Annotated in this window: 24 protein-coding genes; 11 read left to right on the top strand and 13 right to left on the bottom strand. The window is 74.1% G+C overall.

From position 1 onward, the window contains the following. Positions 1-792, bottom strand: a 792-nt coding sequence (locus tag AQJ64_RS11625; protein ID WP_059202600.1) for an EamA family transporter, incomplete at its 3' end; no start/stop codon positions are given. A gap of 105 nt (positions 793-897) precedes the next feature. Between AQJ64_RS11625 and AQJ64_RS11620 the strand changes: the two genes are divergently transcribed. Further along, positions 898-1,470: a helix-turn-helix domain-containing protein gene (locus tag AQJ64_RS11620; RefSeq protein ID WP_055638109.1), complete on the top strand. Its 573-nt coding sequence runs from the start codon at positions 898-900 to the stop codon at positions 1,468-1,470. 43 nt (positions 1,471-1,513) lie between these two features. Then, entirely contained in the window at positions 1,514-2,068 is a 555-nt protein-coding gene (locus AQJ64_RS11615) for a YbaK/EbsC family protein (RefSeq protein ID WP_055638110.1), read from the top strand. A 6-nt stretch (positions 2,069-2,074) separates the two neighbouring features. Here the strand turns inward: AQJ64_RS11615 and AQJ64_RS11610 are convergent, their stop codons facing one another. Then, on the bottom strand, positions 2,075-3,148 hold the full coding sequence (locus AQJ64_RS11610) for a cation diffusion facilitator family transporter (RefSeq protein ID WP_055638111.1): 1,074 nt from the start codon (positions 3,146-3,148) through the stop codon (positions 2,075-2,077). A 62-nt stretch (positions 3,149-3,210) separates the two neighbouring features. On the opposite strand from AQJ64_RS11610, the gene AQJ64_RS11605 reads away from it, so the two are divergent. Beyond that, a complete protein-coding gene (locus AQJ64_RS11605) occupies positions 3,211-3,570 on the top strand; it encodes an ArsR/SmtB family transcription factor (protein WP_055638112.1) in 360 nt (119 codons plus the stop codon). Between the two features lie 15 nt (positions 3,571-3,585). Here AQJ64_RS11605 and AQJ64_RS11600 read toward each other — a convergent pair whose 3' ends face one another. From AQJ64_RS11600 to AQJ64_RS11590, 3 genes are read right to left on the bottom strand one after another with little or no spacing between them, the layout of a single operon-like run. Continuing rightward, positions 3,586-4,797: a 4-hydroxybenzoate 3-monooxygenase gene (locus AQJ64_RS11600; RefSeq protein WP_055638113.1), complete on the bottom strand. Its 1,212-nt coding sequence runs from the start codon at positions 4,795-4,797 to the stop codon at positions 3,586-3,588. After that, positions 4,794-5,780, bottom strand: coding sequence for a formylglycine-generating enzyme family protein (locus AQJ64_RS11595; RefSeq protein ID WP_420876580.1), 987 nt, complete (start codon positions 5,778-5,780; stop codon positions 4,794-4,796). Before AQJ64_RS11595 ends, AQJ64_RS11600 begins: the two co-directional genes overlap by 4 nt. A 55-nt stretch (positions 5,781-5,835) precedes the next feature. Continuing rightward, positions 5,836-6,243 carry a CoA-binding protein gene (locus AQJ64_RS11590; protein ID WP_055638114.1) on the bottom strand — a complete coding sequence of 136 codons (408 nt, stop codon included), beginning with the start codon at positions 6,241-6,243 and terminating at the stop codon, positions 5,836-5,838. Positions 6,244-6,359: 116 nt separating this feature from the next. Between AQJ64_RS11590 and AQJ64_RS11585 the strand changes: the two genes are divergently transcribed. The 3 genes from AQJ64_RS11585 to AQJ64_RS11575 are packed head-to-tail and all read left to right on the top strand — an operon-like array spanning position 6,360 to position 8,289. Continuing rightward, the gene (locus AQJ64_RS11585) at positions 6,360-7,073 is read left to right on the top strand and encodes a hypothetical protein (RefSeq protein ID WP_059202599.1); all 714 of its coding nucleotides are present in this window, start codon (positions 6,360-6,362) and stop codon (positions 7,071-7,073) included. Further along, on the top strand, positions 7,070-7,630 hold the full coding sequence (locus AQJ64_RS11580) for a SixA phosphatase family protein (protein ID WP_059202598.1): 561 nt from the start codon (positions 7,070-7,072) through the stop codon (positions 7,628-7,630). Before AQJ64_RS11585 ends, AQJ64_RS11580 begins: the two co-directional genes overlap by 4 nt. A gap of 32 nt (positions 7,631-7,662) precedes the next feature. After that, the gene (locus AQJ64_RS11575; RefSeq protein ID WP_055638412.1) at positions 7,663-8,289 is read left to right on the top strand and encodes a YigZ family protein; all 627 of its coding nucleotides are present in this window, start codon (positions 7,663-7,665) and stop codon (positions 8,287-8,289) included. A gap of 9 nt (positions 8,290-8,298) precedes the next feature. Here AQJ64_RS11575 and AQJ64_RS11570 read toward each other — a convergent pair whose 3' ends face one another. Then, complete coding sequence (locus AQJ64_RS11570) at positions 8,299-9,039, bottom strand: class I SAM-dependent methyltransferase (RefSeq protein ID WP_055638411.1); 741 nt, start codon at positions 9,037-9,039, stop codon at positions 8,299-8,301. Positions 9,040-9,226: 187 nt separating this feature from the next. On the opposite strand from AQJ64_RS11570, the gene AQJ64_RS11565 reads away from it, so the two are divergent. The 3 genes from AQJ64_RS11565 (at position 9,227) to AQJ64_RS11555 (ending at position 14,063) form a co-directional block, all read left to right on the top strand. Then, positions 9,227-10,390, top strand: a complete 1,164-nt coding sequence (locus AQJ64_RS11565) for an exonuclease SbcCD subunit D (protein WP_055638410.1) — start codon at positions 9,227-9,229, stop codon at positions 10,388-10,390. Further along, on the top strand, positions 10,387-13,431 hold the full coding sequence (locus tag AQJ64_RS11560) for an AAA family ATPase (RefSeq protein WP_055638409.1): 3,045 nt from the start codon (positions 10,387-10,389) through the stop codon (positions 13,429-13,431). The genes AQJ64_RS11565 and AQJ64_RS11560 overlap by 4 nt, the downstream gene beginning before the upstream one ends. 149 nt (positions 13,432-13,580) lie before the next feature. After that, a complete protein-coding gene (locus tag AQJ64_RS11555; RefSeq protein ID WP_055638408.1) occupies positions 13,581-14,063 on the top strand; it encodes a rhodanese-like domain-containing protein in 483 nt (160 codons plus the stop codon). 176 nt (positions 14,064-14,239) lie between these two features. Here AQJ64_RS11555 and AQJ64_RS11550 read toward each other — a convergent pair whose 3' ends face one another. Both AQJ64_RS11550 and AQJ64_RS11545 read right to left on the bottom strand, forming a co-directional pair. After that, the gene (locus tag AQJ64_RS11550; protein ID WP_055638407.1) at positions 14,240-15,943 is read right to left on the bottom strand and encodes a DUF885 domain-containing protein; all 1,704 of its coding nucleotides are present in this window, start codon (positions 15,941-15,943) and stop codon (positions 14,240-14,242) included. Positions 15,944-16,064: 121 nt separating this feature from the next. Next, positions 16,065-16,568: an Lrp/AsnC family transcriptional regulator gene (locus AQJ64_RS11545; protein ID WP_055638406.1), complete on the bottom strand. Its 504-nt coding sequence runs from the start codon at positions 16,566-16,568 to the stop codon at positions 16,065-16,067. Between the two features lie 60 nt (positions 16,569-16,628). Here AQJ64_RS11545 and AQJ64_RS11540 point away from each other — a divergent pair, with 60 nt between their 5' ends. Next, on the top strand, positions 16,629-17,849 hold the full coding sequence (locus tag AQJ64_RS11540) for a trans-sulfuration enzyme family protein (RefSeq protein ID WP_055638415.1): 1,221 nt from the start codon (positions 16,629-16,631) through the stop codon (positions 17,847-17,849). Here AQJ64_RS11540 and AQJ64_RS11535 read toward each other — a convergent pair. The 5 genes from AQJ64_RS11535 to AQJ64_RS11515 form a co-directional block, all read right to left on the bottom strand. Continuing rightward, positions 17,821-18,477 (bottom strand): hypothetical protein, encoded by a 657-nt coding sequence (locus AQJ64_RS11535; protein WP_055638405.1) that lies wholly within the window; start codon positions 18,475-18,477, stop codon positions 17,821-17,823. The genes AQJ64_RS11540 and AQJ64_RS11535 overlap by 29 nt on opposite strands. A 365-nt stretch (positions 18,478-18,842) precedes the next feature. Next, positions 18,843-20,111: a GNAT family N-acetyltransferase gene (locus AQJ64_RS11530; protein ID WP_079061589.1), complete on the bottom strand. Its 1,269-nt coding sequence runs from the start codon at positions 20,109-20,111 to the stop codon at positions 18,843-18,845. A gap of 109 nt (positions 20,112-20,220) precedes the next feature. After that, the gene (locus tag AQJ64_RS11525; RefSeq protein ID WP_059202597.1) at positions 20,221-21,807 is read right to left on the bottom strand and encodes an alkaline phosphatase D family protein; all 1,587 of its coding nucleotides are present in this window, start codon (positions 21,805-21,807) and stop codon (positions 20,221-20,223) included. A 464-nt stretch (positions 21,808-22,271) separates the two neighbouring features. Next, a complete protein-coding gene (locus AQJ64_RS11520; protein ID WP_055633888.1) occupies positions 22,272-23,102 on the bottom strand; it encodes an alpha/beta fold hydrolase in 831 nt (276 codons plus the stop codon). Positions 23,103-23,204: 102 nt separating this feature from the next. Further along, positions 23,205-23,852, bottom strand: a complete 648-nt coding sequence (locus AQJ64_RS11515) for an NADPH-dependent F420 reductase (RefSeq protein ID WP_055633900.1) — start codon at positions 23,850-23,852, stop codon at positions 23,205-23,207. Between the two features lie 195 nt (positions 23,853-24,047). On the opposite strand from AQJ64_RS11515, the gene AQJ64_RS11510 reads away from it, so the two are divergent. Continuing rightward, positions 24,048-24,815, top strand: coding sequence for a GntR family transcriptional regulator (locus AQJ64_RS11510; RefSeq protein WP_055633889.1), 768 nt, complete (start codon positions 24,048-24,050; stop codon positions 24,813-24,815). Positions 24,816-24,825 lie beyond the last annotated feature (10 nt).

Here is a 24,825-nt window from a genome sequence, read left to right as displayed (position 1 = left end):
CAGCCGCTCGCGCAGGAAGCCGCGAGCGGCCAGGGCCGTCACCACGGGGTAGAGCGAGGCGAGCACGGCGGCGACCGTGACCGGGCCGTGCTGGGCGGCGACCGCGTAGGTGCCGTTGGCGGCGACGTCGGCGAGCCCGACGAAGCCGTACACCGGCAGCGCGGAGAGACGCAGTCCGCCCTCGGGGAGTGCGGGGGCACCGCGCCGGACGGCGGCGTACAGGGCGACTCCGCCCGCCGCCACATTGGTCAGGCGCTGCACGAACAGGGCGAGGAACAGGCCGGTGGGGGTCGTCGACGCCTCGGTGATCAGCACGAACACGGTGCCGAACCCGAGTGCCGCGACCAGCGTGAGCAGGACCGCCCGCCGCTGGACCGGCGCGCCGCGCAGCTGTGGACCGCCCGCCAGGACCACGCCCAGGACGGCGACCGCGATGCCCGCGATCTGGAGGAGGCCGGGGCGCTCGCCGAGGACCAGGCCGACCGAGACGGGGACGGCCACGCTCAGGGTGGCCAGCGGGGAGACCACGCCCATCGGGCCGAGGGCCAGGGCCTGGTAGAAGGAGAGCAGGGCCACCGGGCCCACCAGCCCGGCGGCGACCGCGAACCACAGACGGGGGCCGGCCTCGCTCCAGCCGCCGGTGGCGATCACGATCACGCCGAGGACGACGGTCGCGATCGACTGGGACACCATGACGACCGTCAGCGCCGGGGCCCGGCGGGTCAGCAGCCCGCCGCCGAAGTCGGCCAGTCCCCACAACAGGCTGGTGGCCAGGGCGAAGAGTGCGGTCACGGTCCCTCGCAGTACAGTTCGGTGCACCATCGGCTGCACCCACGGTAGTGCAACACGATGAACTCTGTCATTCAAGATATTGGACTTCAGGATATTGGACGGAATGTGGCGGACCTCGACCTGCTGACCCAGTCCCTGGCGCGCAACGTCAAGCACTGGCGTGCGGTGCGCGGCTTCACCCTGGACGTGCTCGCCGCCCGTGCGGGGGTCAGCCGGGGCATGCTCATCCAGATCGAGCAGGCCCGCACCAACCCGAGCATCGGGACCGTCGTCAAGATCGGTGACGCGCTCGGCATCAGCGTCACCACCCTGCTCGACTACGCGCAGGGGCCGAAGGTGCGGGTCGTCCCGGCCGACCAGGTGGTCCGGCTGTGGCACACCGACGCCGGCAGCTACAGCCGGCTGCTCGCCGGCACCGAGGCCCCCGGCCCGCTGGAGATGTGGGACTGGCGGCTGATGCCGGGCGAGGGCAGCGCCTCGGACCCGCACCCCGTGGGCACGGTCGAGATCATCCATGTCACGGCGGGCGAGCTGACCCTCACCGTCGAGGGCGAGGAGTACCGCGTCCCGGCCGGATCCAGCGTCACCTTCGAGGCCAACGCCCCCCACTCCTACGGCAATCGGGGTGACGTCCCGGCGGAGCTGGTGCTGGCCGTCTCGGTCCCGCCCGTGCGCTGAGACGCCGACGCCCCGGCGGGGCGGATCTTGTTAGCGTGCGGGTATGCGCGCACCCATCGGAGACTTCGGCACCGCCACCCCCGCTCCCGACTGCCTCGAGGAGCTGACCGACCCGGTCGCCGACGCCGTGCGCCACTGGGGCGGCAGCGTGCCCGCCGACCGGATCCTCTACGTCGAGACCGACCCGCAGTGGGCCGACACTGCCGTCTTCGTCGAGCACTACGGCCGGGACCTGCTGGAGAAGTCCGCGAACTGTGTCGTCGTCGCCGGCAAGCGCGGCGGGGACACCACCCTCGCCGCGTGTGTGGTCCTGTCCACCACCCGGGTCGACGTCAACGGCGTGGTCCGCCGGCAGCTGGGCGCCCGCAAGGCGTCCTTCGCGGCGATGGACACGGCGGTGGGGGAGACCGGCATGGAGTACGGCGGGATCACCCCGATCGGGCTCCCCGCCGCCTGGCCGGTCCTGGTGGACTCCGCCGTCGTCGACCTGCCGTGGGTGCTGGTGGGCAGCGGACTCCGGCGCGGCAAGCTCCTCGTCCCGGGCAAGGCGTTCGCCGGACTGCCGGGCGCGGTGGTGCTGGAGGGGCTCGGCGTCTGACGGTCCTCAGGCCGCCGTGTGGTGGGCGAGGGCCAGATGCGGATCCGCCTCGCCCGGCACCGGCGCCGGATCCGCGTGCACCAGGGCCGCGGTGAGCCGGGGGACGGCGTGCAGCAGCGCGTGCTCCGCGTGCACGGCGATCGCGTGCGCCCGGCGTACGGTCGCCTCGCCGTCCACGACGACCGCGACCTCGGCCCGCAGTCGGTGCCCGATCCAGCGCAGCCGCAACTCGCCCACCCCGCGCACCCCTTCGACCTCCAGCAGGGCGCGCTCGGCCCGGTCGACCAGCGTCGGGTCGACGGCGTCCAGCACCCGCCGGAACACCTCCCGCGCCGCGTCCCGCAGCACCAGCGCGATCGCCACCGTGATCGCCAGCCCCACCACCGGGTCGGCGAGCTGCCACCCCAGCGCCGAACCGCCCGCGCCGAGCAGCACGGCCAGGGAGGTGAAGCCGTCCGTGCGCGCGTGCAGCCCGTCCGCCACCAGTGCCGCCGAGCCGATCGAGCGGCCGACACGGATGCGGTACCGGGCCACCCACTCGTTGCCCGCGAAACCGGCCAGCGCCGCCACCGCGACGACGCCGACATGTTCGACCGGCCGGGGGTCCAGCAGCCGCTCGACCGCCGTCCACCCGGCGAAGGCCGCCGACGCGGCGATGGTCAGCACGATCGCGAGGCCCGCCAGGTCCTCCGCGCGCCCGTAGCCGTAGGTGAAGCGGCGGGTGGCCGCCCGCCGGCCCACCACGAACGCGATGCCCAGCGGTACGGCGGTCAGCGCGTCCGCCGCGTTGTGCACCGTGTCGCCCAGCAGAGCCACCGACCCCGAGACCACCACCACGGCCGCCTGGACGAGTGCCGTGACGCCCAGCACCGCCAGCGAGACCCACAGCGCGCGCATGCCCCGGGCCGAGGACTCCAGGGCCGGGTCGAGCTTGTCGGCGCTCTCGTGCGAGTGGGGGGTGAGCAGATGGGAGAGGCGGTGGCGGAGGGAGGATGCCCCGGGGGAGTGGTGGTGCGGATGCTCGTGCGCGTGTCCGTGGTGGTGCTCGTGCTCGTGGTCGTGGTCGTGCTGCTCGCTCACGTCGGTCCCTTCCGCTGCGCCGGGGGTGGACGCGTGTCCGCCCACACCGCCATTATGTGCGTATGAGCGCACGCATGCACCTGTCACCTGCGCACCATGCGCATCCGCGCACCCCCGGCGAGGAGCAGCTCGCGCTCGCCGCCGAGCTGCTCGCCCTGCTCGGCGACCGCACCCGGCTCACCCTGCTGCACGCGCTGACCTCGGGCGAGGCCGATGTGACCACGCTGACGGAGGTGTGCGGGGCGGCCCGGCCGGCGGTCAGCCAGCATCTGGCCCGGCTGCGGCTGGCCGGGCTCGTGCACACCCGCAAGGAGGGCCGCCGGGTGATCTACTCGCTCTCCGACGGCCATCTGCGCCGGCTGGTGGGCGAGGCCCTGAACGTGGCCGACCACCGGCTCGGCGACGAGCCCGTGCACGACTGACCGGCCGGGCACCGCTCAGTAGTGCTCGGCGGTCCCGAGGTACTGCTCGGCGAAGGCCGCGGCCGCCACCGGCGAGGTGAACAGCCGGCGCAGCCGGGCGAAGGTCGTGCCCGCCCGGAAGGGATCCTTGGCGGAGGTCCCGTGGTACACCTCCGACAGCCACTGCGAGAACTCCTGGTAGTCCCACACCCGCCGCAGACACGCCTGCGAGTAGCCGTCCAGGCCCTCGCCGTCCCCGCCGTCGAGATACGCCACCAGCGCGTCGCCCAGCAGGAACGCGTCGTGCAGGGCGAGGTTCATGCCCTTCGCGGCGATCGGCGCGACCAGATGGGCCGCGTCACCGGCCAGGAAGAGCCGCCCGTACGTCATCGGCTCGACCACGTAGTCGTGCAGGGCGAGCACCCGTTTCTCGGTCAGCGGGCCCTCGGTGAGCGCCTGGGCGTCCGCGCCGCCCGCGAGCCGGACGTGCAGCTCGGACCAGATCCGGTCGTCGGGCCAGTTCTCCGGGTCGTCGCCGGACGGGCACTGGAGGTAGTAGCGGGTCACCTCGGGGCTGCGGGCCATGTGCCCGGCGAAGCCGTTCTCGTGCACGCCGAACAGCACGCAGTCGGAGGACGGCGGGGCCTCGGCGAGCAGCGCCAGCCAGGCGACGCCGTAGTCGTGCCGGGCGGTCCGGGCGTGCCCCGGCGGCATCGCGGCCCTGCTGACCCCGCGCGCACCGTCGGCGCCGACCACGAAGTCACAGGCGAGCATCCGCCGTTCACCGGAGTCCCCGCAGGTGTACGACACGGAGGGGTGCCCGCTGTCCAAATCGCGCAGCTCGACGTCGCGCACCGAGAACCGGGCGTCACCGCCGCGTACGTCCACGTACTCGCGGACCAGGTCGGTCACCAGCAACGGCTGTGGGTACACCCAGTGGTGGCGGCCCGTCAGATCGCCGTAGGAGAAGCGGTACCGCTCGCCGCCGAAGCGGAACTCGCAGGCGGTGTGGCGCTGGGCGCGCGCCAGCAGATAGTCGGCCAGGCCCCGTCGGCGCAGCCCGTTGACGGCCCACTCCTCGATGACACCGGCCCGCGGCCGCCGCTCGATGAACGCACGGCTCTCCGTCTCCAGGACGACGCAGTCGACGGACGCGGCCCGCAGGATGTTCCCGACCGTGAGCCCCGCGGGGCCCGCGCCGACGATGACGACCTGAGTGCGCTGGAAAGAGGGGGAGTTGGTGGTCACCCGGTCATTATCGACCGGTCCGCCGCCCCCGGGACGTCCTGGGCGCAGCGGAAACCCGCATGTCCGCTGGAGCTGTCGGGGGTGTTGGCACTGCGGGCCGCCACGCGGTAGCGATTGCAGTAGGAGGCGTGGCACAGGTGCGAGCCGCCCCGGATCACCTTCTCCGCACCGCGCGCGGACCATGCGTCCGCACACCACTCCCAGACGTTGCCCGACACGTTGTACAGCCCGAAGCCGTTCGGGGCGAACGCGTCGACGGGAGCGGTCGCGCGATAGCCGTCGGCGGCGGTGTTCCTCGTCGGAAAGGTGCCCCGCCAGATGTTGCAGCGGTACGCCCCGCCGGGATCCAGCTCGTCGCCCCAGGGATAGCGCTTGCGCTCCAGCCCGCCCCGGGCCGCGTACTCCCACTCGGCCTCGGTGGGCAGCCGCCGCCCGGCCCACGCGGCGTAGGCGGCCGCGTCGAACCACGACACGTGCACGACGGGATGGTCCCCGCGCGCCCGCAGTGAGCTGCCGGGCCCCTCCGGCCGGTTCCAGGCCGCCCCGGAGACCGCGCACCACCAGGGCGTCCGCTCGGGGCGCGGCGACCCGCGGCGCAGCGCGCCCGGCAGGAACCCGGCGAACACGTACGACCAGCCCAGCCGCTCGGCGTCCGTCACATGGCCGGTGTCCGCGACGAACTCGGCGAACCGGTCGTTGCTGACGGCGTACGCGTCGATCCGGAAGGGCGCCACCCGCACGGTCCGTACGGGCCCCTCCCCGTCCGCCGGAAAGCCCTCCGCGTCCTCCGCGCCCATCAGGAACGCACCGCCGGGCAGCTCCACCATGCCGTCCGCGTCGGCCCGGGCCGACGGCAGGGGCAGCGGACGCGCGGAGTCGGCGGGGCGGCCGCCCGCGGAGGGCATGCAGCAGCGGGCGGAGGCGGGCTCGTCCCCGCCCCGGTGCTCGTTCTCGCCCCGCTGCTCGTTCTCGTTCTCAGGCATACGAGCGCCCAGCATGCCCGGGGAACCTGTGGGACCGGGGCGGCCCGGTCCGGCGTCAGCCCAGCCGCGGGATCTCGATCGCCGGGCAGCGGTCCATCACCATCTCCAGACCCGCCGCGCGCGTCCGCTCGTACGCCGCCTCGTCGACGACGTCCAGCTGGAACCACACCGCCTGCGCGCCCTTCGCGACCGCCTCGTCGGCGACGGCACCGGCGAGGTCGCTGTTGACGAACACGTCCACGACGTCCACCTCGAAGGGGATGTCCGCGAGGGAAGCGTAGCCCTGCTCCCCGTGCACCGTCTCCGCCTTCGGATGGACCGGCACGACCCGCTTGCCGTGACGCTTCAGCACCTCGGCGACGCCGTACGCCGCCCGCCGCCGGTTCGTCGACAGCCCCACCACCGCCCAGGTGTCACCGAGCCCGGTGAGAATCTTCCGGATCGTCGCGTCGTCGCCGTACACCGTCGGCCTCCTGTGGGGTCGCGCACCATACCTGTCACGCACTCCAACGCGCCACGAGTACCCCTGATTCCACCCCCCTGCCTGCGAATCCCCGACGGTCCCCCTAGGCTCGCCTCGTGCTGCGCATCACCGACGCCCGAACCGGCGAAGCCGTCGTCGCCGCTCCCGTCCGCCGTGGTCTGACCCGGGTACAGGCGCATGCCTCCGGGTACGGGGCGGGGTCGCTGCGGATCCTGCTCGTCGCCGATGTGCTGGTGCGGGCGCTGGAGCTCGGCGGGACGCCCGTGTGGGCGCTGCTCACCGGCGGGCGCCAGCAGGCGGAGCTGCGGTCCGGCGCCACCGCGCTCGGCATGCACCCCTTCGAGGACGGCCAGGACCTGGGCTCCGGGGTGGGGGAGGCACAGATCCTGCACGTGGTGGGGGAGGGCGGTCCGGAGCCCGACGGGGTGCGGATCGCCGTGGCCGGGGTCGAGGGCGCGGTCCCGGACGATCCCGCCGTGCTCCGCCTCGCGCTGCTGTCCCGGCCCCGCACCGAGCCGGTCCGACTGGACGCGGCGGTGCTGGGCGAGGCCGGCGAGACCCTCGTACGCTGGCGGAGAGCCGTCGCCGACTGGGCGAGGCGGCCCTCGCGCCCCGTCCCGGACCCGGTGCGCGGACGGCTCCGTACCGCCTGGGAGGACGACCTGGACGTACCCGAGGTGCTGCGGGTGCTGCGGTGGGTGGAGGACGCCGGCCCTGAGCTTGCGCCCGGCGCCCGCTTCGAGACGTACGCCTACACCGACCGCCTCCTCGGCCTCGACCTGACCCGCGATCTGGGAGCCCCGCTATGAGCCCACAGGACGGACCGCCGCGCAGGCTGGTGGTGCTGCGCCACGCCAAGTCCGACTGGCCGGGCGGCGTCCCCGACCACGAGCGGCCCCTCGCGGCCCGCGGCCGCCGCGACGCGCCCGCCGCGGGCCGCGCCCTCGCGGAGACCGGCTGCGTGCCCGACCTCGCGCTGGTCTCCACCGCGGTACGCGCCCGCCAGACCTGGCAGCTCGCCTCCGCCGAGTGGGACGCCCCGCCCCCGGTCCGCCACGACCCGCGCCTGTACGCGGCCGAGGTGCCGGAGCTGCTGGACGTCGTCCGGGAGACCCCCGCCGGGATCGGCACGCTGCTGCTCGTCGCCCACAACCCGGGCCTGGAGGAGCTGGTCCTGGAGCTCGCCGGGGACGACCTCGGTCACGCGCTGGACGACGTGCGGCTGAAGTTCCCCACCTCGGCGATCGCCGTGCTGGCCTGGCACGGACCCGGCTGGCACTCCCTGAGCCCCGGGACCGCGCTGCTGACCTCGGTGATCGTGCCCCGGGGCAAGAAGGGGCACCAGGCGGCGCACCAGGCGGACTGAGGGCGTCCCCGGGCAGCGCATAGGGTGGCCGGATGCAGGACGAGTACCGCACGGTGGCCCGGGAGGGCGTGCACGAGACCGAGGTCAACCGCTCCCGCTTCCTGTGCGCCCTCGCCCCGGCGGCGACCGAGCGGGAGGCCCAGGAGTTCATCGCGTCCGTGCGCAAGGAGCACGCCGACGCCACCCACAACTGCTGGGCCTACGTCATCGGCGCCGACGCAGCCGTCCAGAAGGCGAGCGACGACGGTGAACCCGGCGGCACTGCGGGCGTCCCGATGCTCCAGATGCTGCTGCGCCGCGACATGCGGTACGTCGTCGCCGTGGTCACCCGCTACTACGGCGGCGTCAAGCTCGGCGCCGGCGGACTGATCCGGGCCTACGGCGGCGCGGTCGGCGAGGCGCTCGACACCCTCGGCACCCTCACCCGCCGCCGTTTCCGCCTGGCCACCGTCACCCTCGACCACCAGCGCGCAGGCAAGGTCCAGAACGATCTGCGCGCCACCGGCCGCGAGGTCCGGGACGTTCGCTACGGCGAGGCGGTGAGCATCGAGATCGGCCTCCCGGACGCCGAGGTGGACGCCTTCCGGGCCTGGCTGGCGGACACGACGTCCGGGACGGCACTGCTGGAGCTGGGCGGCGAGGCGTACGGGGACGCCTGACGCCGCGGGCTATCCGGGGAGCCGGTAGACCGACACGTGGGAGCGGGACTGCGCGGTGAACTCCGCTCCCGTCCAGTCCGCGTGCCGGCTCTCCGGCTCGAACCCGGCCAGCTGGGCCATGAGGTCGAGCTCGGCCGGCCAGATGTAGCGGTGCGGGCTGCGGTCCAGCCGGGCCTCGCGGCCCTCCTCGCCGAACCGGAAGTGGTGCGAGACGACGTGCTGGCGCAGGACGTCGTAGGTGTCCAGGCCGATGTACCCGGGCTCGGAGTGCCAGACCGTCGCCGGTGTGCCCGGGGGCAGTCTGCGCAGCTCGGGCACCCACAGCTCGATCACGAACCGTCCGCCGGGCGCCAGATGCCGGGCGGCGTTGCGGAAGCACGCGACCTGTTCGGCCTGGGTGAGCAGATTGGAGATCGTGTTGAAGACCAGGTAGACGAGCGTGTACGTGCCCGGCGCCCGCGTGGTCGCCATGTCGCCGACGACCACGGGGATCGCCGTTTCGTCCGCCTTCGTCCGCAACTGCTCGATCATCGGACGGGACAGCTCTACGCCGGTCACGGGTACGCCGCGCCCGGCGAGCGGCACGGCCACCCGTCCGGTGCCGATCGCGAACTCCAGCGCCGCCCCACCGTCCGCGAGCGCGGCCAGCCGGTCCACGGTCGGCCCGAGCACCTCGGGCGCGAACATCCCCTTACCCGGGGTGTCGTAGCGCCGGGCGGCGTCCGCGTCCCAGATCTGCTCCTGATCCATTCCGTCAACGGTCCCCGGGGGAGCGGGAGTTGTCCAACGGTTTTGCCGGGACTCCGGAGCACTCCGCATGTTTACGGCGATTTCATGTCTCATAGGGGCAAAAGGGTGCGGTAGGTGAGGGGTCGGCTGCCGAAGGCGTTAGCGTGGTCGGTGTTCACGGTCGGTTTCTGTACGTCGGAGCGGTTTCTTGAGATTGCTGCACACGTCCGACTGGCACCTCGGCCGGTCGTTCCACCGCGTGAACATGCTTCAGGCCCAGTCCGCGTTCATCGGCCGGCTCGTCGCGACCGTACGGGAGCGCGAGGTCGACGCGGTGCTCGTGTCGGGGGACGTGTACGACCGCGCGGTGCCGCCGCTCGCCGCGGTCGAGCTGTTCGACGAGGCCCTGCACCGTCTCGCGGACCTCGGGGTGCCGACCGTGATGATCTCCGGCAACCACGACTCGGCCCGCCGGCTCGGTGTGGGGGCCGCGCTGATCGGCCGGGCGGGCATCCATCTGCGCACCGACCCCTCGGCCGCCGGCACCCCCGTGGTGCTCGCCGACGCCCACGGAGACGTCGCCTTCTACGGCCTGCCCTATCTCGAACCCGCCCTGGTGAAGGAGGAGTTCGGGGTGGAGAAGGCCGGGCACGAGAGCGTGCTCGCCGCCGCCATGACCCGGGTCCGCGCCGACCTCGCGACCCGTGCGCCGGGCACCCGGTCCGTCGTCCTTGCCCATGCCTTCGTCACCGGCGGGGAACCCAGCGACAGCGAGCGGGACATCACCGTCGGCGGGGTCGCCTCCGTGCCCGCCGGTGTCTTCGACGGCGTCGACTACGTGGCCCTGGGGCATCTGCACGGCTCCCAGACCCTCACCGAGCGCGTCCGCTACTCCGGCTCCCCGCTGCCGTACTCCTTCTCCGAGACCGACCACCGCAAGACCATGTGGCTGGTCGACCTCGACGCGGACGGCGCCCTCACCGCCGAGCGGATCGACTGCCCGGTGCCGCGCGCGCTGGCCCGGATCTCCGGCACCCTGGAGGAGCTGCTCGCCGACCCCGCGCTCGCCCGGCACGAGGAGGCGTGGGTGGAGGCGACGCTCACCGACGCCGTCCGCCCCGCCGAGCCCATGGCCCGGCTCACCGAGCGGTTCCCGCACACCCTCAGCCTGGTCTTCGCCCCCGAGCGGGGCCCGGACGACCCGGACGCGTCCTACGCCCGCCGCCTGGCCGGCCGCAGCGATCAGCAGATCGCCGAGGACTTCGTCGCCCATGTGCGCGGCGCCGGGCCCGACGCCCGGGAACGGGGCGTGCTGCGGGACGCCTTCGACGCGGTCCGCACGGACGACGTCGTACGGGAGGTGGCCCGGTGAGGCTGCACCGGCTCGACCTGACGGCCTTCGGCCCCTTCGGCGACGCCCAGAGCGTCGACTTCGACGATCTGTCCGCCGCCGGGCTCTTCCTGCTGCACGGGCCGACCGGCGCGGGCAAGACCTCCGTCCTCGACGCCGTCTGCTACGCGCTCTACGGCTCCGTCCCGGGCGCCCGCCAGTCCGTCCAGGGCCAGGGCCTCACCCTGCGCAGCGACCACGCCGCCCCCGGCACCCGCACCGAGGTCACCCTCGAACTCACCGTCGCCGGACGCCGGTTGGAGATCACCCGGCAGCCGCCCCATGAGCGCGCCAAGAGACGCGGCACCGGCACGACCGTCGAGAAGGCCCAGACCTGGCTGCGCGAGTACGACCCCGTCGGCGCCGTCTGGAAGGACCTCAGCCGCTCCCACCAGGAGATCGGCGAGGAGATCACCCAGCTGCTCGGTATGAGCCGGGAGCAGTTCTGCCAGGTCGTGCTGCTGCCCCAGGGCGACTTCGCGCGCTTCCTGCGCGCCGACGCCGAGGCACGCGGGCGGCTGCTGGGCCGTCTCTTCGACACCCGCAGGTTCGCCGAGGTGGAGAAGCGGCTCGCCGAGCGGCGCCGGGAGGCGGAGGCACGGGTGCGGGAGGGCGACGCCGAGCTGGTCGCCGACGCCCACCGGATGCAGCAGGCCGCCGGGGGCGCCATGGAGCTGCCGGAGCTCCAGCCGGGCGAGCCGGGTCTCGCCGAGGCCGTCGTCACCGCCGCCGCCGTGGCCCGCAGCACCGCCCGTGAGCAGCTGACGATCGCCCACTGCCGTCTCGCCGGCGCCGAGTCCGCCCAGGCGGCCGCCGAGCGTGCGCTGACGGACGTACGCGAACTGGACCGTTTGCAGCGGCGGTTCACCGAGGCACGGGAACGGGCCGGGCGGCTGGAGGAGCGGGCCGGGGCGCACCGCGAGGACCGGGCCCGTATGGAGCGGGGCCGCAAGGCCGAGGCGGTCGCGCCCGCGCTGGAGCTGCGGGCCTCCGCCGAGGCGGATCACGACAGGGCCGCCCGGGCTCAGGCCCGTGCACGGGCGTTGCTGCGCACCCCCGCCGTCGGCGACGGCAGGGACACCGCAGGGCTCGCGGATGCGGGCGGCGCCGGACTCGCCGCCGCCGCACGGCGCGCGGCCGAGGAGCTGGGCGGCCTGGAGTCGGCCCGCCGGGCCGAGCGGCGGCTGGCCGAACTCCTCGCGGAGCGCGGCGGGCTGGACCGCCAGGAGCGGGCCGACGCGGACGTCCTCCAGGAGGCGGAGGCCTGGCTGGCCGGCTGGGAGGAGACCCGTGCCGGCCTGCTGGGCGCCGTCGAGTCCGCCCAGGAGGCCGCCACCCGGGCCGAACGGCTCGCGGTGCAGCGGGAACCCGCCCGCAAGCGGCTCGCCGCCGCCCGCCAACGGGACCGGCTCGCGCGGGAGACGGACGAGGCGCACCGCCATGTGCTGTCCGCGACCGGGCTGGCCCAGCAGGCGCGCGCCACATGGCTGGACGTCAGGGAGCGGCGGCTGAACGGCATCGCCGCCGAACTCGCCGCGCGGCTCGGCGACGGCGAGCCGTGCGCGGTCTGCGGTGCCCTCGACCATCCGGCACCCGCGCGCAAGGACGCCGGGCACGTCGGCCGGGAGACCGAGGACCGTGCCCTGGCCGCCTTCCAGCGGGCCGACGAGGAGCGCGCCGAGGCCGAACAGCGCCTGGGGCTCGTCCAGCGGGAGCTGGCCGCCGCCGAGGGCGAGGCCGGAGACGCGCCCACCGCACACCTCGCCTCCCTCGCGGACGAGGTGGAGCGGGAGTACGCCCGGGCCCGGAGCGGCGCCTCCGCGCTGCACACCGCGCAGGAGCGGCTGCGGCAGGCCGAGCGGGAATGCGACCGGCGGGTCTCCGCCCAGCAGGAGGCCGCCGTACGCGCCGCCGCACGGGTCGCCCGCCGGGACGCCCTGGACAGTGAACGGGCCTTGTTGGAAGTGGAGTTGGCGCAGGCGCGGGGCGCGGCCGACACCGTGGCCGCCCGTGCCGCCGAGCTGGAGCGGCGGGTCGCGCTGCTCACCGAGGCCGCGGACGCGGCGCGCGTCGCCGAGGACACCGCCCAGCGGCTCAAGGACGCCGACGCCCGGCTCGCCGACGCCGCGTTCCGGGCCGGTTTCGACACCCCGCAGGCCGCCGCCGACGCCCTGCTCGACGCCGGTGCCCACCGCGAGCTGCAACAGCGGCTGGACGCCTGGCAGTCCGAGGAGGCCGCGGTCCGCGCGGTCCTCGCCGAGACCGACACCGCGGCCGCCGCCCAGCGGCCGCCCGCCGACCTCGGCACGGCGCAGGAGACGGCGGCCGTCGCCGCCCGACGCCTCCGCGACGCCGCCTCCGCACGTGACGCGGCGGCCCGGCGCTGCACGGAACTGGACCGGCTCTCGGCCCGTTCGGCCGAGGGCGTTCGGCGGCTCGCGCCGCTGCGCGAGGAGTACGACCGGGTGGCCCGCATGGCCGGTCTCACCGCGGGCACCTCGGCCGACAACGAACGCAGGATGCGCCTGGAGGCGTACGTCCTCGCGGCCCGGCTGGAACAGGTGGCCGCCGCCGCGACCGCGCGGCTGCGCCAGATGTCCGCCGGGCGCTACACCCTCGTCCACTCCGACGACCGCGCCGGACGCGGCCGCAGCGGGCTCGGACTGCATGTCGTCGACGCCTGGACCGGCCGGGAGCGGGACACCGCCACACTCTCCGGCGGCGAGACCTTCTTCGCCTCGCTGGCCCTCGCGCTCGGCCTCGCCGACGTGGTGACCGACGAGGCGGGCGGGGTCCGGCTGGACACCCTCTTCATCGACGAGGGCTTCGGCAGCCTCGACGACCAGACCCTCGACGAGGTCCTCGACGTCCTGGACTCCCTGCGGGAACGCGACCGCAGCGTCGGCATCGTCAGCCATGTCGCCGACCTGCGCCGACGCGTCCACGCCCAGCTGGAGGTCGTGAAGGGGAGGTCCGGTTCGCAGGTGCGGCAGCGGGGCCGGGCCGCCCCGCCCGCCCACTGACCGAGCCGTCCGGGGAATGCGGGGTCCCACTCGCGGAAGGCGGGGGATTCCCCGGCGGTGCGCTCCGCACGCCGGGGATTCTCCCTTCAGGGAGATGAGCACCGGCCGTAGGTTTCTGGTCATCGGAACCGCCACAGAGAGGCCCCGCGATGACCGCCACGACCGGCACCGTCAACCCCGTCCTGCGTGTCGCCCCCGCCGCCCCGGCCGAGGCCGCCGCCCACTTCCGGGCGAGCCTCGTCTTCCACGCCGACGTCTCCGACGTCGCCGCCGTGCTCGCCGGCGGGGGCGACCCCGGGTTCGTCGTCCTGGACTCCCGCTCCACCGACGCCTGGGACCAGGGCCACATCCCCGGCGCCGTCCACCTGCCCACCGCGCTCATCGCCGAACAGGCCGAGCGGCTCCTCGACCGGGACGTGCCCGTGGTGACGTACTGCTGGGGCCCCGGCTGCAACGGCGCCACCCGTGCCGCCCTCGCGCTCGCCGAACTCGGCTACCGGGTCAAGGAGATGCTCGGCGGCTTCGAGTACTGGGTGCGCGAGGGTTTCGCGTACGAGACCTGGGAGGGCCGCGAGCACCGCGCCGCCGACCCGCTCACGGCCCCCGTCGACGCCGAGAACTGCGGCTGCTGACCGCCCTGCGCTCCGTCGCGTACGACGTCCGGGGCCGCCGCAGGAAACGGCGGTCCGCCGCCCCGAACTCCCCCTCGGGGCGGGCCGCCCGCGGCACCACCTCCAGCGCGCCCCCGCTCGATCGTGCTGAACTCCACGTCCCGCACGCCTTTCCGGGGCCCGCTGCCACACCTGGGTCAGAGCCGCGCCAGCTCGTCCACCAGGTCGTCGAGCCCCAGCGACCCCTGCGAAAGCGCCGCCATGTGCCAGGCCTTGAGGTCGAAGGCGGCACCCCGGCGCTCGCGCGCCCGCTCCCGGCCCAGCAGCCAGGCCCGCTCCCCGAGCTTGTAGCCGATCGCCTGGCCCGGGATCGTCAGATAGCGGGTCAGCTCGCTCTCCACGAAGTCCGCCGGGCGGCTGCTGTGCGCCCCGAAGAACTCCTGCGCCAGCTCGGGCGTCCAGCGCTCGCCCGGGTGGAACGGCGAGTCCGCCGGGATCTCCAGCTCCAGATGCATACCGATGTCCACGATGACCCGCACCGCCCGCATCATCTGCGCGTCCAGATAGCCGAGCCGGTGCTCCGGATCGGTGAGGAAGCCCAGTTCGTCCATCAGCCGCTCCGCGTACAGCGCCCAGCCCTCGGCGTTGGCGCTGACCATGCCGACGACGGCCTGGTACCGGGAGAGGTCACCGGCGACGTGCGCCCACTGCGCCAGCTGGAGATGGTGGCCCGGCACACCCTCGTGGTACCAGGTGGAGACCAGGTCGTACACCGGGAAGCGGGTCTGGCCCATGGTCGGCAGCCAGGTGCGGCCCGGCCGCGAGAAGTCCTCGGTCGGAGGCGTGTAGTACGGGGCGGCGGCGCTGCCCGCCGGGGCGATCCGCGACTCCACCCGCCGCACCCGCTCGGCGAGTTCGAAATGGGTGCCGTCCAGCGCCTCGATCGCCTGGTCCATCAGGCCCTGGAGCCAGTCACGGACCTCGTCGACGCCCTCGATGTGCTTGCCGTGCTCGTCGAGGTGCGCGAGGGCCACCCAGGGTGTGGCCGCACCCGGCAGGATCCGCTCGGCCTCCTTCTTCATCTCGCCGAGCAGCCGGTGGTACTCCGCCCAGCCGTACGCGTACGCCTCGTCCAGGTCCAGGTCGGTGCCGTTGTAATAGCGCGACCAGCGGGCGTACCGCTCCCGGCCCACCGTGTCCGGCGCGCCCTCGACGGCCGGCGCGTACACCTCGCGCATCCAGTCCCGCAGCTCCACGACCGCCGCCGTCGCGGTACGGGCCGCCTCCTGGAGCTCCGCGCGCAGCGCCTCCGGCAGCGACTCGGTCCCGGTGGCCACGAAGTCCTCGAACCAGCCGCGGCCGGTGCCGTCCGTGTCCGACCACTCGGTGAGCTGGTCGACGAAGGTGGCGGTCGGGCGCGGCGAGCCGTACAGCTTGCGTTCGAGCCCCAGTGCCAGGGATTCGCGGTAGCCGCCGAGGGCCGCCGGTACGGCCCGCAGCCGCTCGGCGACCGCCGCCCAGTCCTCCTCGGTCTTCGTGGGCGTCACGGTGAACACCTCGCGCACATGGTGCGCGGGCATGCCCAGATTGCCGACCGCGCGCAGCCCTTCCTCGGCCTCGTGCACGGCGAGCTCCGCGGTCAGGCGCTCGCGCAGGAGGCGCGCACACCGGCGCTCGATGTCACTGTCCGCGCCCGGTCGCCGCTCCGCCTCGTCGAGCCGGGCCAGCGTGTCCCGGGCCAGTCGCGCCCGCGTCCGAAGGCCCGCGGGCGAGAAGTCGGGCAGACGGCTCGAACTCTCCGCCACGCCTAGATAGGTACCGGTGACCGGGTCGAGGGCGATGAGGTCGTCGACGTAGGTGTCGGCGACCGCGCGGGGAAGCGGGTTGTTGGTCTGTGACATGCACACCATCCTCGTACGGAGGGAAGCGCACGTCACCGCGTTTGAGCTGTGGGCGTAGGACGGTGCCGAGGGGTTTGAGCCGGGAGGAGCCACGTCCTCGCGGGGGGCGAGCCGCCCCCTGTCACGGTGTCCGAACCGGCCGCCCGGCGCCCTCGCCCGGCGGCAGCAGCGGTCCGCAGTCCCACTGCTGGAAGATCAGCCGGGTCTCGACCCGCGCCACCTCCCGCCGGGCGGTGAACTCGTCCAGGACCAGCCGCTGGAGATCCGCCATGTCGGCGACCGCCACATGCACCAGGTAGTCGTCGGGACCGGTGAGATGGAAGACGGTCAGCGCCTCCGGCAGCGCCCGGATCCGCTCCACGAACGGCCCCACCAGCTCCCGCCGATGCGGTCTGACCTGCACCGACAGCAGCGCCTGGAGCCCTCGCCCCAGCTTGGCCGGATCCAGCCGCAGCTGATGCCCGAGGATCACGCCCGAGCGGCGCAGCCGCGTCACCCGGTCCAGACACGTCGACGGCGCCACCCCGACCTGCGCCGCGAGATCGCGATAGGTGGTCCGGGCGTCGTTCTGCAGCAACCGCAGCAGGTGCAGGTCCACCGGGTCCAGTACGACAGATTCGGGCATCCGCCGAACGTAGCACGGTGTTCGATTCCCGTGACCCGTGCGTTGTTCACCCTGCGGTCCATGGACTCAGCCGCAGCGAGCACGCACGCGTACCCCGAGGTACGTCGGTCCGCAGCCCCCCGCGCCCTGGCCACCGAGGCCGTGCACGCCGGGCGGGACGACCTGGCCCGGCAGGGCCTGCACGCCCCGCCGATCGACCTGTCCACCACCTACCCCTCCTCCGACAGCCGCGCCGAGGCGGCCCGGATCGACGCGTTCGCCGCGACGGGCGCCGAACCCGAGGGCCCACCGGTCTACGGACGGCTCGGCAACCCGACCGTCGCCCGCTTCGAGACCGCCCTCGCCCGGCTGGAGGGCACCGGGAGCGCGGTCGCCTTCGCCAGCGGGATGGCCGCCCTGAGCGCGGTCCTGCTCGCCCGCGCCTCCCTGGGCCTGCGTCACGTCGTCGCCGTACGCCCCCTCTACGGGTGCAGCGACCACCTCCTGACCGCCGGACTCCTCGGCTCGGAGGTCACCTGGACCGACCCGGCCGGCATCACGGACGCGCTGCGCCCCGACACCGGACTGGTCATGGTCGAGTCCCCGGCCAACCCGACCCTCGCCGAGGTCGACCTGCGGGCCGTCGCCCACGCCTGCGGCTCGGTCCCGCTGCTCGCCGACAACACCTTCGCCACCCCGGTGCTCCAGCGTCCCGCGGAACAGGGCGCCCGGCTCGTCCTGCACAGCGCCACCAAGTACCTCGGCGGGCACGGGGACGTCCTGGGGGGCGTGGTCGCCTGCGACGAGGAGTTCGCGGGGCTCCTCCGGCAGGTCCGCTTCGCCACCGGCGGTGTCCTGCACCCCCTGGCCGGCTACCTCCTGCTGCGCGGCCTGTCCACCCTCCCGGTCCGGGTCCGGGCGGCCTCCGCGACCGCCGCCGAACTGGCCCGCCGGCTCACCGCCGACCCGCGCGTCGCCCGCGTCCACTACCCGCGCCTCGGCGGCGCGATGATCGCCTTCGAGGTGCACGGCGATCCGCACGAGGTGATCGCGGGCGTCCGCCTGATCACCCCCGCGGTGAGCCTCGGCAGCGTCGACACCCTCATCCAGCACCCGGCGTCCATCAGCCACCGCATCGTCGGCGCGGACGACCGCAGAGGAGCCGGGGTGAGCGACCGACTGCTGCGCCTGTCGGTGGGCCTGGAGGACCCGGAGGACCTGTGGACCGACCTGGACGCGGCGTTGGGGGACGCTCCGCCGCGGACGCCCCTGGTCAGGACATCCCCCGCCGCCGTCTCCTGACGAACCATCCGCCGGCCGTGACCACAGCGGCCAGCGCCCCCGCCGCCAGCGCCCCTTGCTGCCACCGCAGGGGCGGCGCGGGGGCGGCCCGGACGCGGATCGCGGCGCTGTCGTTACCGGGCACGGGGTCGTGCGGACCGTACACCGTGAGGGAACCCTCGGCGCCGGGAATCCGCCGGTCGATGCGGATGTGGAAACCGAGGGTGATCGAGGCCCCGGGCGCCGGCGCCGGCCACTCGGACAGGTCGCACAGGAAGAAGGGGTTGTCCTCGTCCTGCGGCGGCCGGCAGGCGTAGCGGCGATCGTCGTCGTCCCCCTCCCAGGGAATGGACGTGATCGTGGTCCCCGCCGGTGGCACCACCGCGAAGGTTCCGGGGGCTCCGCCGGCGGGGGCACCGGGGCCCAGGTTCGCCACACCGAGGCGGACCACGACCGTGTCCCCCACCCTGCCCCGGACCGTTGCGGTGACAGGGGTGTAGTCGGCGGCGCCGTGTGTCCCCGATCCCGACCCGGGCTGCGCCCACCCCTGTCCCGCCGTGCTCCCGAGCGCGACCAGGGCCAGGACGACGCCACCGATCAGGCGTACGGCCGCACGGTCAGCCGAGGGGGCGAACCTCTCTGCGCGCATCCCCGAGAGGCTACCGTGCCCGGAAACCGCTCAGCCGCGGCTCAGGGCAGCCCCGGTGCCGTCCGCCGGGCGCCGGCCCTGCCGACCGACCGGGCGCCGAATGCCGCAAGGAGGGCTGGCGCGAGGGCGTACACCGGAACCACTGCCAGGAACCGGAGTCGAGCGCGGTCCCCAGCACCCCGGCCCGACCGCCCGGGTCGGCACCGGCGGCCACGGCCACGGATGAGTCCATGGCTGTCACGACATGGGCCACCGGTGTCCCGCCGTGACCGAGCTGCGGGACGCCGGCCGACCGTCGGCCGAGGCGTCCCGGCGCTTCCCGTGGAGCACTACGAGGACCTGGCCGAGGGCCTCTGCGGCATCGGCTATCCGCGGGCCCGCCGAGTGCCGGCCTCCCCGCGCTCCCCGACCACCGCCACGGCGTCCAGCCGGGCCGTGATCACCAGGGTCCCCTCCTCGATCTGGTAGTCCAGGGGCAGCCCGAGACCACGCATCGCGGCGACCATCCCGGTGTTGGAGGACTGCGTCACGGCGTACACACTCGCGCAGCCCGCCTCGACGGCCATCGCCACCAGCCGCTCGAGCAGCTCACGCCCGACCCCGCGCCGCTGCCACTGGTCCTCCACGAGCAGCGCCACCTCGGTCTCGTCCCCGTCCCACAGGAGGTGACCCAGCCCGACGATCCGCCCGGCGGGCGTCCACACCGCGAGGGTCCGGCCGAACCGGGGGCTGAGCAGGTGGTTGAGGTAACGGTCGGCGTCGCCGACGGGTCCGTGGTAGCGCCGGCCGAGCGTCCGCGCCGAGCACCGCTCGTGCATCGCCCTGGCCGCCTCCAGATCGCCGGTGTCGGCCCGCCGCACGGTGATGTCGTTGCCCTCGGGCAGCGTCAGCACGTCCTGGCCGCGCGGGATCCGCGGACCGAGCCGGGCGTCCAGCTCGACCAGGGCCCGCGCGCGGGCGAACTCGGTCGGGGTGAACGGCAGATACGGCCGCTCCACGGTGATCACTCCGCCTTCCGGCGCCCGCAGACGCATCACGGTGTCCTCCAGCACCCCTTCGACGGGTACGTCGGCCGGTCCCCGGCCGCCGCCGACGGGTGCGGCGGGCAGCGAGCGGATCGTGCACCGGCCGAGGAGCTGCCGCAGCGCGAGCGGCAGTTCGGCCGCGTCGAGCGCGGTGCGGGTGGCGAGCTCGAGAACCCGGGTCGGCACGTCCACCAGGTCGTGGGCGTCGGCCCGCTCGATCCAGGTGCCCGAGCCGCCCGCTCCGGCGACGGCGCGGGTGATGTCGGCCGACGCCAGTACGGCCGGGGCGCGCAGCAGGAACTCGTCGACGGTGTCCGCACCCAGGGGATGCGTCTGGAGGCTGAGGATGTCCACCCGGTGCCCCGCCAGCGCGGCGCAGAGCGCGGCGAGGGATCCCGGCGCGTCCTTCACCGTGGTCCGCATCCGCCACAGGGCGCTCTCCCCGCCGACGGCGCCGGGCCCGGCCTGCTCCTCCGGGGAGGACGGCCGGGCACCGGTATCGCTCGTGGGCGGCGGGTCCTCGTGGCGTCGTGCCCTCCGCGGGGCCTTGAAGAACGCGGAGAGCGTGGCGAGTTTGGCGATTTTCGCGTCGGACAGGTTTCGGCTCATGCAGTCACTGTGGAGGAACGGTGTTGCGTGATCACGAACGGCTTGTGACTGACGGGTAAAGGCCGCTAATGCCCGTTTTGTTAATTCTTCTACGACTACTGCCCCGCCCTCACTGCCCCACGCGCCCCGGCTGGAGCACCTGGGTGAACAGCACGGTGCCGTCCTGCTCGCGCAGCCGGACCGTCAGCTCCCCGCTGTCGCCGTCGATGTCGACCTCGCCGAAGAACTGGAAGCCGCCGGCCGGGGACACGTTGGACGCGGTCGGGGCCTTCACGAACACCCGCTCGGGGCCGAAGGTGCCGTCGAGCGCGCTGGCCAGGAAGGCGCCCGCGTTGAGCGGGCCGGAGACGAACTCCCAGAACGGCTCGAAGTCGGTGAACGCGGCCCGCGAGGGCTGGTAGTGCTGGGCCGAGGTGTGGTGCACATCGGCGGTCAGCCACACCGTGCCGGTGATCCTGCGGTGCTTGACGAACCGCAGCAGCTCGGCGATCTGCAGCTCACGGCCGAGCGGCGCGCCCGGGTCGCCCTGTGCCACGGCCTCGATGTTCGCCCGGCCCTCGGTGGTGTCCGGCACGACCAGGCCGATCGGCATGTCGGCGGCGATCACCTTCCACACCGCGCGCGAACGCGACAGCTCCCGCTTGAGCCACTCCAGCTGCTCCCGGCCGAGGATGCCCCGCGGGTCCACCGTCTGGTCGTCGGGCGAGTTGGCGTTGCGGTACGTCCGCATGTCCAGCACGAACACGTCGAGCAGCGGACCGTGCCGCAGCACGCGGTGCACACGGCCTTCCTCGCGGCCCGGCTGGAGCGTCGAGATCGGGAAGTACTCGCTGAACGCCTGGCGGGCGCGCGCCGCGAGGACGTCGACGCTCTTCTCGGTGTAGCGGGTGTCGGAGGCGGCGATCACCTCGCCCGGGTACCAGTTGTTGCGGACCTCGTGGTCGTCCCACTGGATGATCGACGGCACCTGGGCGTTGAACCGGCGCAGGTTCTCGTCCAGCAGGTTGTAGCGGAAGTTGCCGCGGAACTCCGCGAGGGACTCGGCCACCTTGGACTTCTCCTCGGTGACGAGGTTCCGCCAGAGGGAGCCGTCGGGCAGGGCCTGGGTCGCGGTGATCGGGCCGTCGGCGTAGATGTTGTCGCCGCTGCACAGGAAGAAGTCGGGGTCGAGCCCGGCCATCGCGTCGTAGATGCGGTAGCCGCCGAACTCGGGGTTGATGCCCCAGCCCTGGCCGGCCAGGTCCCCGGACCACAGGAAGCGCACCCCGCGCCGGCGGCCGGCGGGCACCGTGCGGAAGGTGCCGGTGACCGGCTCGCCGGTACGGCGCGGGTCGTCCGGGTCGGCCAGCAGTACGCGGTAGTGGATCTGCTCGCCCGCGGGCAGGCCGTGCAGCCGGGTCGTGCCGGTGAAGTCGGTGCCGGCGCCCAGCAGCGGGCCGTGCCACCGCCGCGCGTGCCGGAACGACTCGGTGGCGGCCGTCTCGACGATCATCCGGGCCGGACGGTCCGCGCGCACCCACACCAGACCGGAGTCCGAGGTCACGTCCCCGGTCTGCACGCCCCAGTCGGCCCGGGGCCGTCCGGACAGGGCCAGCGCCGGCGCCGCGCCGGCCGCGACGGGCAGGGTCAGGGCCGCGGACGCGGCGAGCGAGCCGCGCAGGACACTGCGGCGCCCGGGCAGGTGAAGGTGGGACATGGGAGGGCCTCCAGGGACGGGATCCGGCCGGTGTGCACCGCCACAACTACTGGGGCACCGCAGCGCGCACGCAAACCCCGGGTGAACAACTCCCAGCATCCCCAGGGGAGTCACCCCACCGACACCCGGCAGGGGGCTCCCCTCATGGCGGTGCACCGCGGGGCGACCGTCCCCACGCCGCCCCTGCCCCCGGCGGGCCGAATCCCGCGCCGGACTGTCCCCGGGCCCGGCCCGGTTCCCTGCCCGGCCCGCGTCCGCGCCCGTTCCTCAGCCCGGCCCGCCCCTGCGTCGAGCCGCTCCCTCGGCTCGACCCGTCCCGCGGCCTGGCCCCGCCCCTGCCGGACGCGGTCTCGGGCCGGTCCCCGGTCCATCGGTGGTTCCACCTCGGCCGCCCTCGACCCGGTCTTCCGGCTTCCCACCGGGCCCGGCCCGAGCGGCCCGCCCGTCACCCGAGCGGCCCAACCTCAGCTGCTCGCGTCCAGGATGACGCGGGCGACCAGGGCCGGGTCGTCGTTCATCGGGCAGTGGCCGCAGCCGGGGAGGCGGACCAGGCGGGCGGCGGGGATGATCTGCTTGGCGCGGATGCCCTGGCGGCGTACGAGCAGCCAGTCGCGGGTGCCCCAGCCGACGGTGACCGGGATACCGGGGATGTCGTCGGTGAACTGCACGGTGGTGCCCGCCCGCAGGGTCTGGTCGAAGCCGGTGGCCTGGGCCAGCGCGAGCGTCTCCGCGACCACGGCCTCGGGCGCGCGCCGCGCGGGACGGGCGTAGATGGTGCTGGTCAGGGCCGTGCGTCCGGCGGCCGTACGGGACAGTCGCTCGACCAGGGGGAGCGGCAGCCGGCGGGAGATGTGACGCATGGTGAGCAGGACGCCGAAGGCGTACCGCCGCTCGGCCTCCGACCAGAACCCGGCGGGGGACAGCGCGGTGACGGACCGCGCGAGCTTCTCGCGGCCGAGTTCCAGGGCGAGCAGACCACCGAGGGAGTTGCCCGCGACATGCGGCCGTTCGAGTTCCAGCGCCTCGCAGAAGGCGGCGAACACGGCGGTCGTGGTCGGCAGGTCGTAGGCGAGCCCGTCCGGCAGCGCCGGGGAGACGCCGAAGCCCGGCAGGTCCACGGCGATGACGTCGCGCTCGGCGGCCAGGAGGTCCACCACCGGGTCCCAGGCCTGCCGGTGATGGCCGATCCCGTGCAGCAGCAGAAGCGGTTCGCCGCGGCCCGTCCGCTCGTAGGAGACGGAGACCGGCTGCGGGCCACTGGGTGTGGTGACCGGGAAGGAGACGGTGGCGGGCATGGGGGAGCTCCTCGTCTGGACGGACCGGCGAACGTCGTAGACAGCTTGTCAGCAATTGCTACCGACGGGTAGCCCTCAAGGGTGCCGCGACCCTGGACGGGATCAACGGGGGGTGTGCAGTTCCAGATTGAAGTCCGCGTGCCCGAAGTGGCGCATGAGGTTCAGCCACAGCGGCAGCCACATCTCCACACTCCGCGCCGCCTGGATGCCGCCCAGGTCGAGCACCCGGTCCGCCGGCCACCCGAACTCCCCGAGCAACTCCGTGACCTGCGCCTTCGCCTCCGCGTCCTCGCCACACACAAAGATCTGGTGCCGCCCCGGCACGCGCCCCGGATCGACCATCACCTGGCAGTTGACCGTGTTCAGGGATTTCACCACGCGCGCGTGCGGGAACGCCCGCTGGATCTGCTCGCCCACGCTGTCCGACTCCACCGGCGACAGCCGCACCTCGCCGTCCTCGAACGACAGCGGGTTGGAGACGTCCACCACGACCTTTCCGGCGAGGTTCTCCGCCCCGGCCGCCTCCAGCGCGGCGAGCGCCACCTGCCCCGCCACCGCGTTCACGACCACCTCGGCGCCCGCGGCGGCCTCGGCGAACGTACCGGCGGCGGCGCCCGCACCCGCGGCCCACTCCCGGCCCACCGGGTTGTCCTTGGTGCGCGAACCCAGGGTCACCTCGTGGCCCAGTTCCACCAGCTTCCCGCCGAGCGTACGACCGACCTGCCCCGTGCCCAGCACCCCGTACCGCATGACGACCTCCCGTTTCCGGACCACTGCCGACTCGGTCATTGTGTGCCGGGAGCCCGGATTCCGCCCGGACAGCACCGCGCTGATTGGTCTTGACCATGGATGGGGGCCGCCCTATGGTCGCAGAGAAGTACAACAACCTTTAATAAACAAGGGCGCGAAATACGCCGCCGGACCACGGCGATTGCGGAGGACAGGGTGGGGACCACGCAACTGGAATCGGTACCGGAACCGAAGTACTGGCATCTCAAGACCGTGCTCAGCGAGGCGCTCGACTCCGAGTTCTCCGTCGGCGAGATCCTGCCGAACGAGCGCGATCTGGCCGCCCGCTTCGGTGTCGCCCGTGCGACGCTGCGCCAGGCCCTGGAGCAGCTCGAACTGGAAGGCCGGCTCCAGCGCCGCCGGGGCGTCGGCACGACCGTCGCACCGCCCCGGATGGGCGTCGCCGTCGGCTCGGACCGCCAGGGCTGGCCGGGCGGCGGGGACGACGCCTGGAGCTGCGTCGACTGCGCCCTCGCGGTCCCGCCCGCCGCCGTCGCCACGGCCCTGGAGACCCCCCGCGAGCAGGCCGTACACGTGGTGCGCCGCTCGCGTGTCTCCCACGGCCAGCCGGTCGCCGCCGAACTCCTCTACGTCCCGGCGGCCTCGGTGCCCGACCTGGCCGCGATCGACACCCCGTCCGAGGCGGCACGCGCGCGTGCGGTGCTGCGCGAACTGCAGCACCTGGAACTCCAGGCCCAGGACCGCGCCGTGGAGCTGGGCTCGGCCCGCGCGGACGACGCCAGGGAACTCGACCGGCTGCCCGGCGCCCCCGTCCTCGTCGTCACCACCCGCTTCTTCGCGGGGGGCCGTACCGCCGCCCTCTCCGTCGCCACGTACCGCGCTGACACGTGCCGCCTGACGTTCGGCGCCTCGGGAGGGGTGGAGATTCACCACGGCCCGGAACCGGAACGCCAGGCCTCCTGACGCCCGAGGC

Origin of the sequence: Streptomyces griseoruber (assembly GCF_001514205.1) — a bacterium.
Classification (GTDB): Bacteria; Actinomycetota; Actinomycetes; order Streptomycetales; family Streptomycetaceae; genus Streptomyces; species Streptomyces griseoruber.
Note: the sequence above shows the minus strand (reverse complement) of the source record. Positions and strands in the feature narration are given on the sequence as shown.

What these genes read in the sequence shown, in the direction of transcription:
- AQJ64_RS11615 (WP_055638110.1), top strand. Translation starts at nt 1,514, where the DNA reads ATGCGCGCACCCATCGGAGACTTCGGCACCGCCACCCCCGCTCCCGAC.
- AQJ64_RS11605 (WP_055638112.1), top strand. Translation starts at nt 3,211, where the DNA reads ATGAGCGCACGCATGCACCTGTCACCTGCGCACCATGCGCATCCGCGC.
- AQJ64_RS11595 (WP_420876580.1), bottom strand. Translation starts at nt 5,780, where the DNA reads ATGCCTGAGAACGAGAACGAGCAGCGGGGCGAGAACGAGCACCGGGGC.
- AQJ64_RS11580 (WP_059202598.1), top strand. Translation starts at nt 7,070, where the DNA reads ATGAGCCCACAGGACGGACCGCCGCGCAGGCTGGTGGTGCTGCGCCAC.
- AQJ64_RS11575 (WP_055638412.1), top strand. Translation starts at nt 7,663, where the DNA reads ATGCAGGACGAGTACCGCACGGTGGCCCGGGAGGGCGTGCACGAGACC.
- AQJ64_RS11570 (WP_055638411.1), bottom strand. Translation starts at nt 9,039, where the DNA reads ATGGATCAGGAGCAGATCTGGGACGCGGACGCCGCCCGGCGCTACGAC.
- AQJ64_RS11555 (WP_055638408.1), top strand. Translation starts at nt 13,581, where the DNA reads ATGACCGCCACGACCGGCACCGTCAACCCCGTCCTGCGTGTCGCCCCC.
- AQJ64_RS11550 (WP_055638407.1), bottom strand. Translation starts at nt 15,943, where the DNA reads ATGTCACAGACCAACAACCCGCTTCCCCGCGCGGTCGCCGACACCTAC.
- AQJ64_RS11545 (WP_055638406.1), bottom strand. Translation starts at nt 16,568, where the DNA reads ATGCCCGAATCTGTCGTACTGGACCCGGTGGACCTGCACCTGCTGCGG.
- AQJ64_RS11540 (WP_055638415.1), top strand. Translation starts at nt 16,629, where the DNA reads ATGGACTCAGCCGCAGCGAGCACGCACGCGTACCCCGAGGTACGTCGG.
- AQJ64_RS11535 (WP_055638405.1), bottom strand. Translation starts at nt 18,477, where the DNA reads ATGCGCGCAGAGAGGTTCGCCCCCTCGGCTGACCGTGCGGCCGTACGC.
- AQJ64_RS11530 (WP_079061589.1), bottom strand. Translation starts at nt 20,111, where the DNA reads ATGAGCCGAAACCTGTCCGACGCGAAAATCGCCAAACTCGCCACGCTC.
- AQJ64_RS11525 (WP_059202597.1), bottom strand. Translation starts at nt 21,807, where the DNA reads ATGTCCCACCTTCACCTGCCCGGGCGCCGCAGTGTCCTGCGCGGCTCG.
- AQJ64_RS11520 (WP_055633888.1), bottom strand. Translation starts at nt 23,102, where the DNA reads ATGCCCGCCACCGTCTCCTTCCCGGTCACCACACCCAGTGGCCCGCAG.
- AQJ64_RS11515 (WP_055633900.1), bottom strand. Translation starts at nt 23,852, where the DNA reads ATGCGGTACGGGGTGCTGGGCACGGGGCAGGTCGGTCGTACGCTCGGC.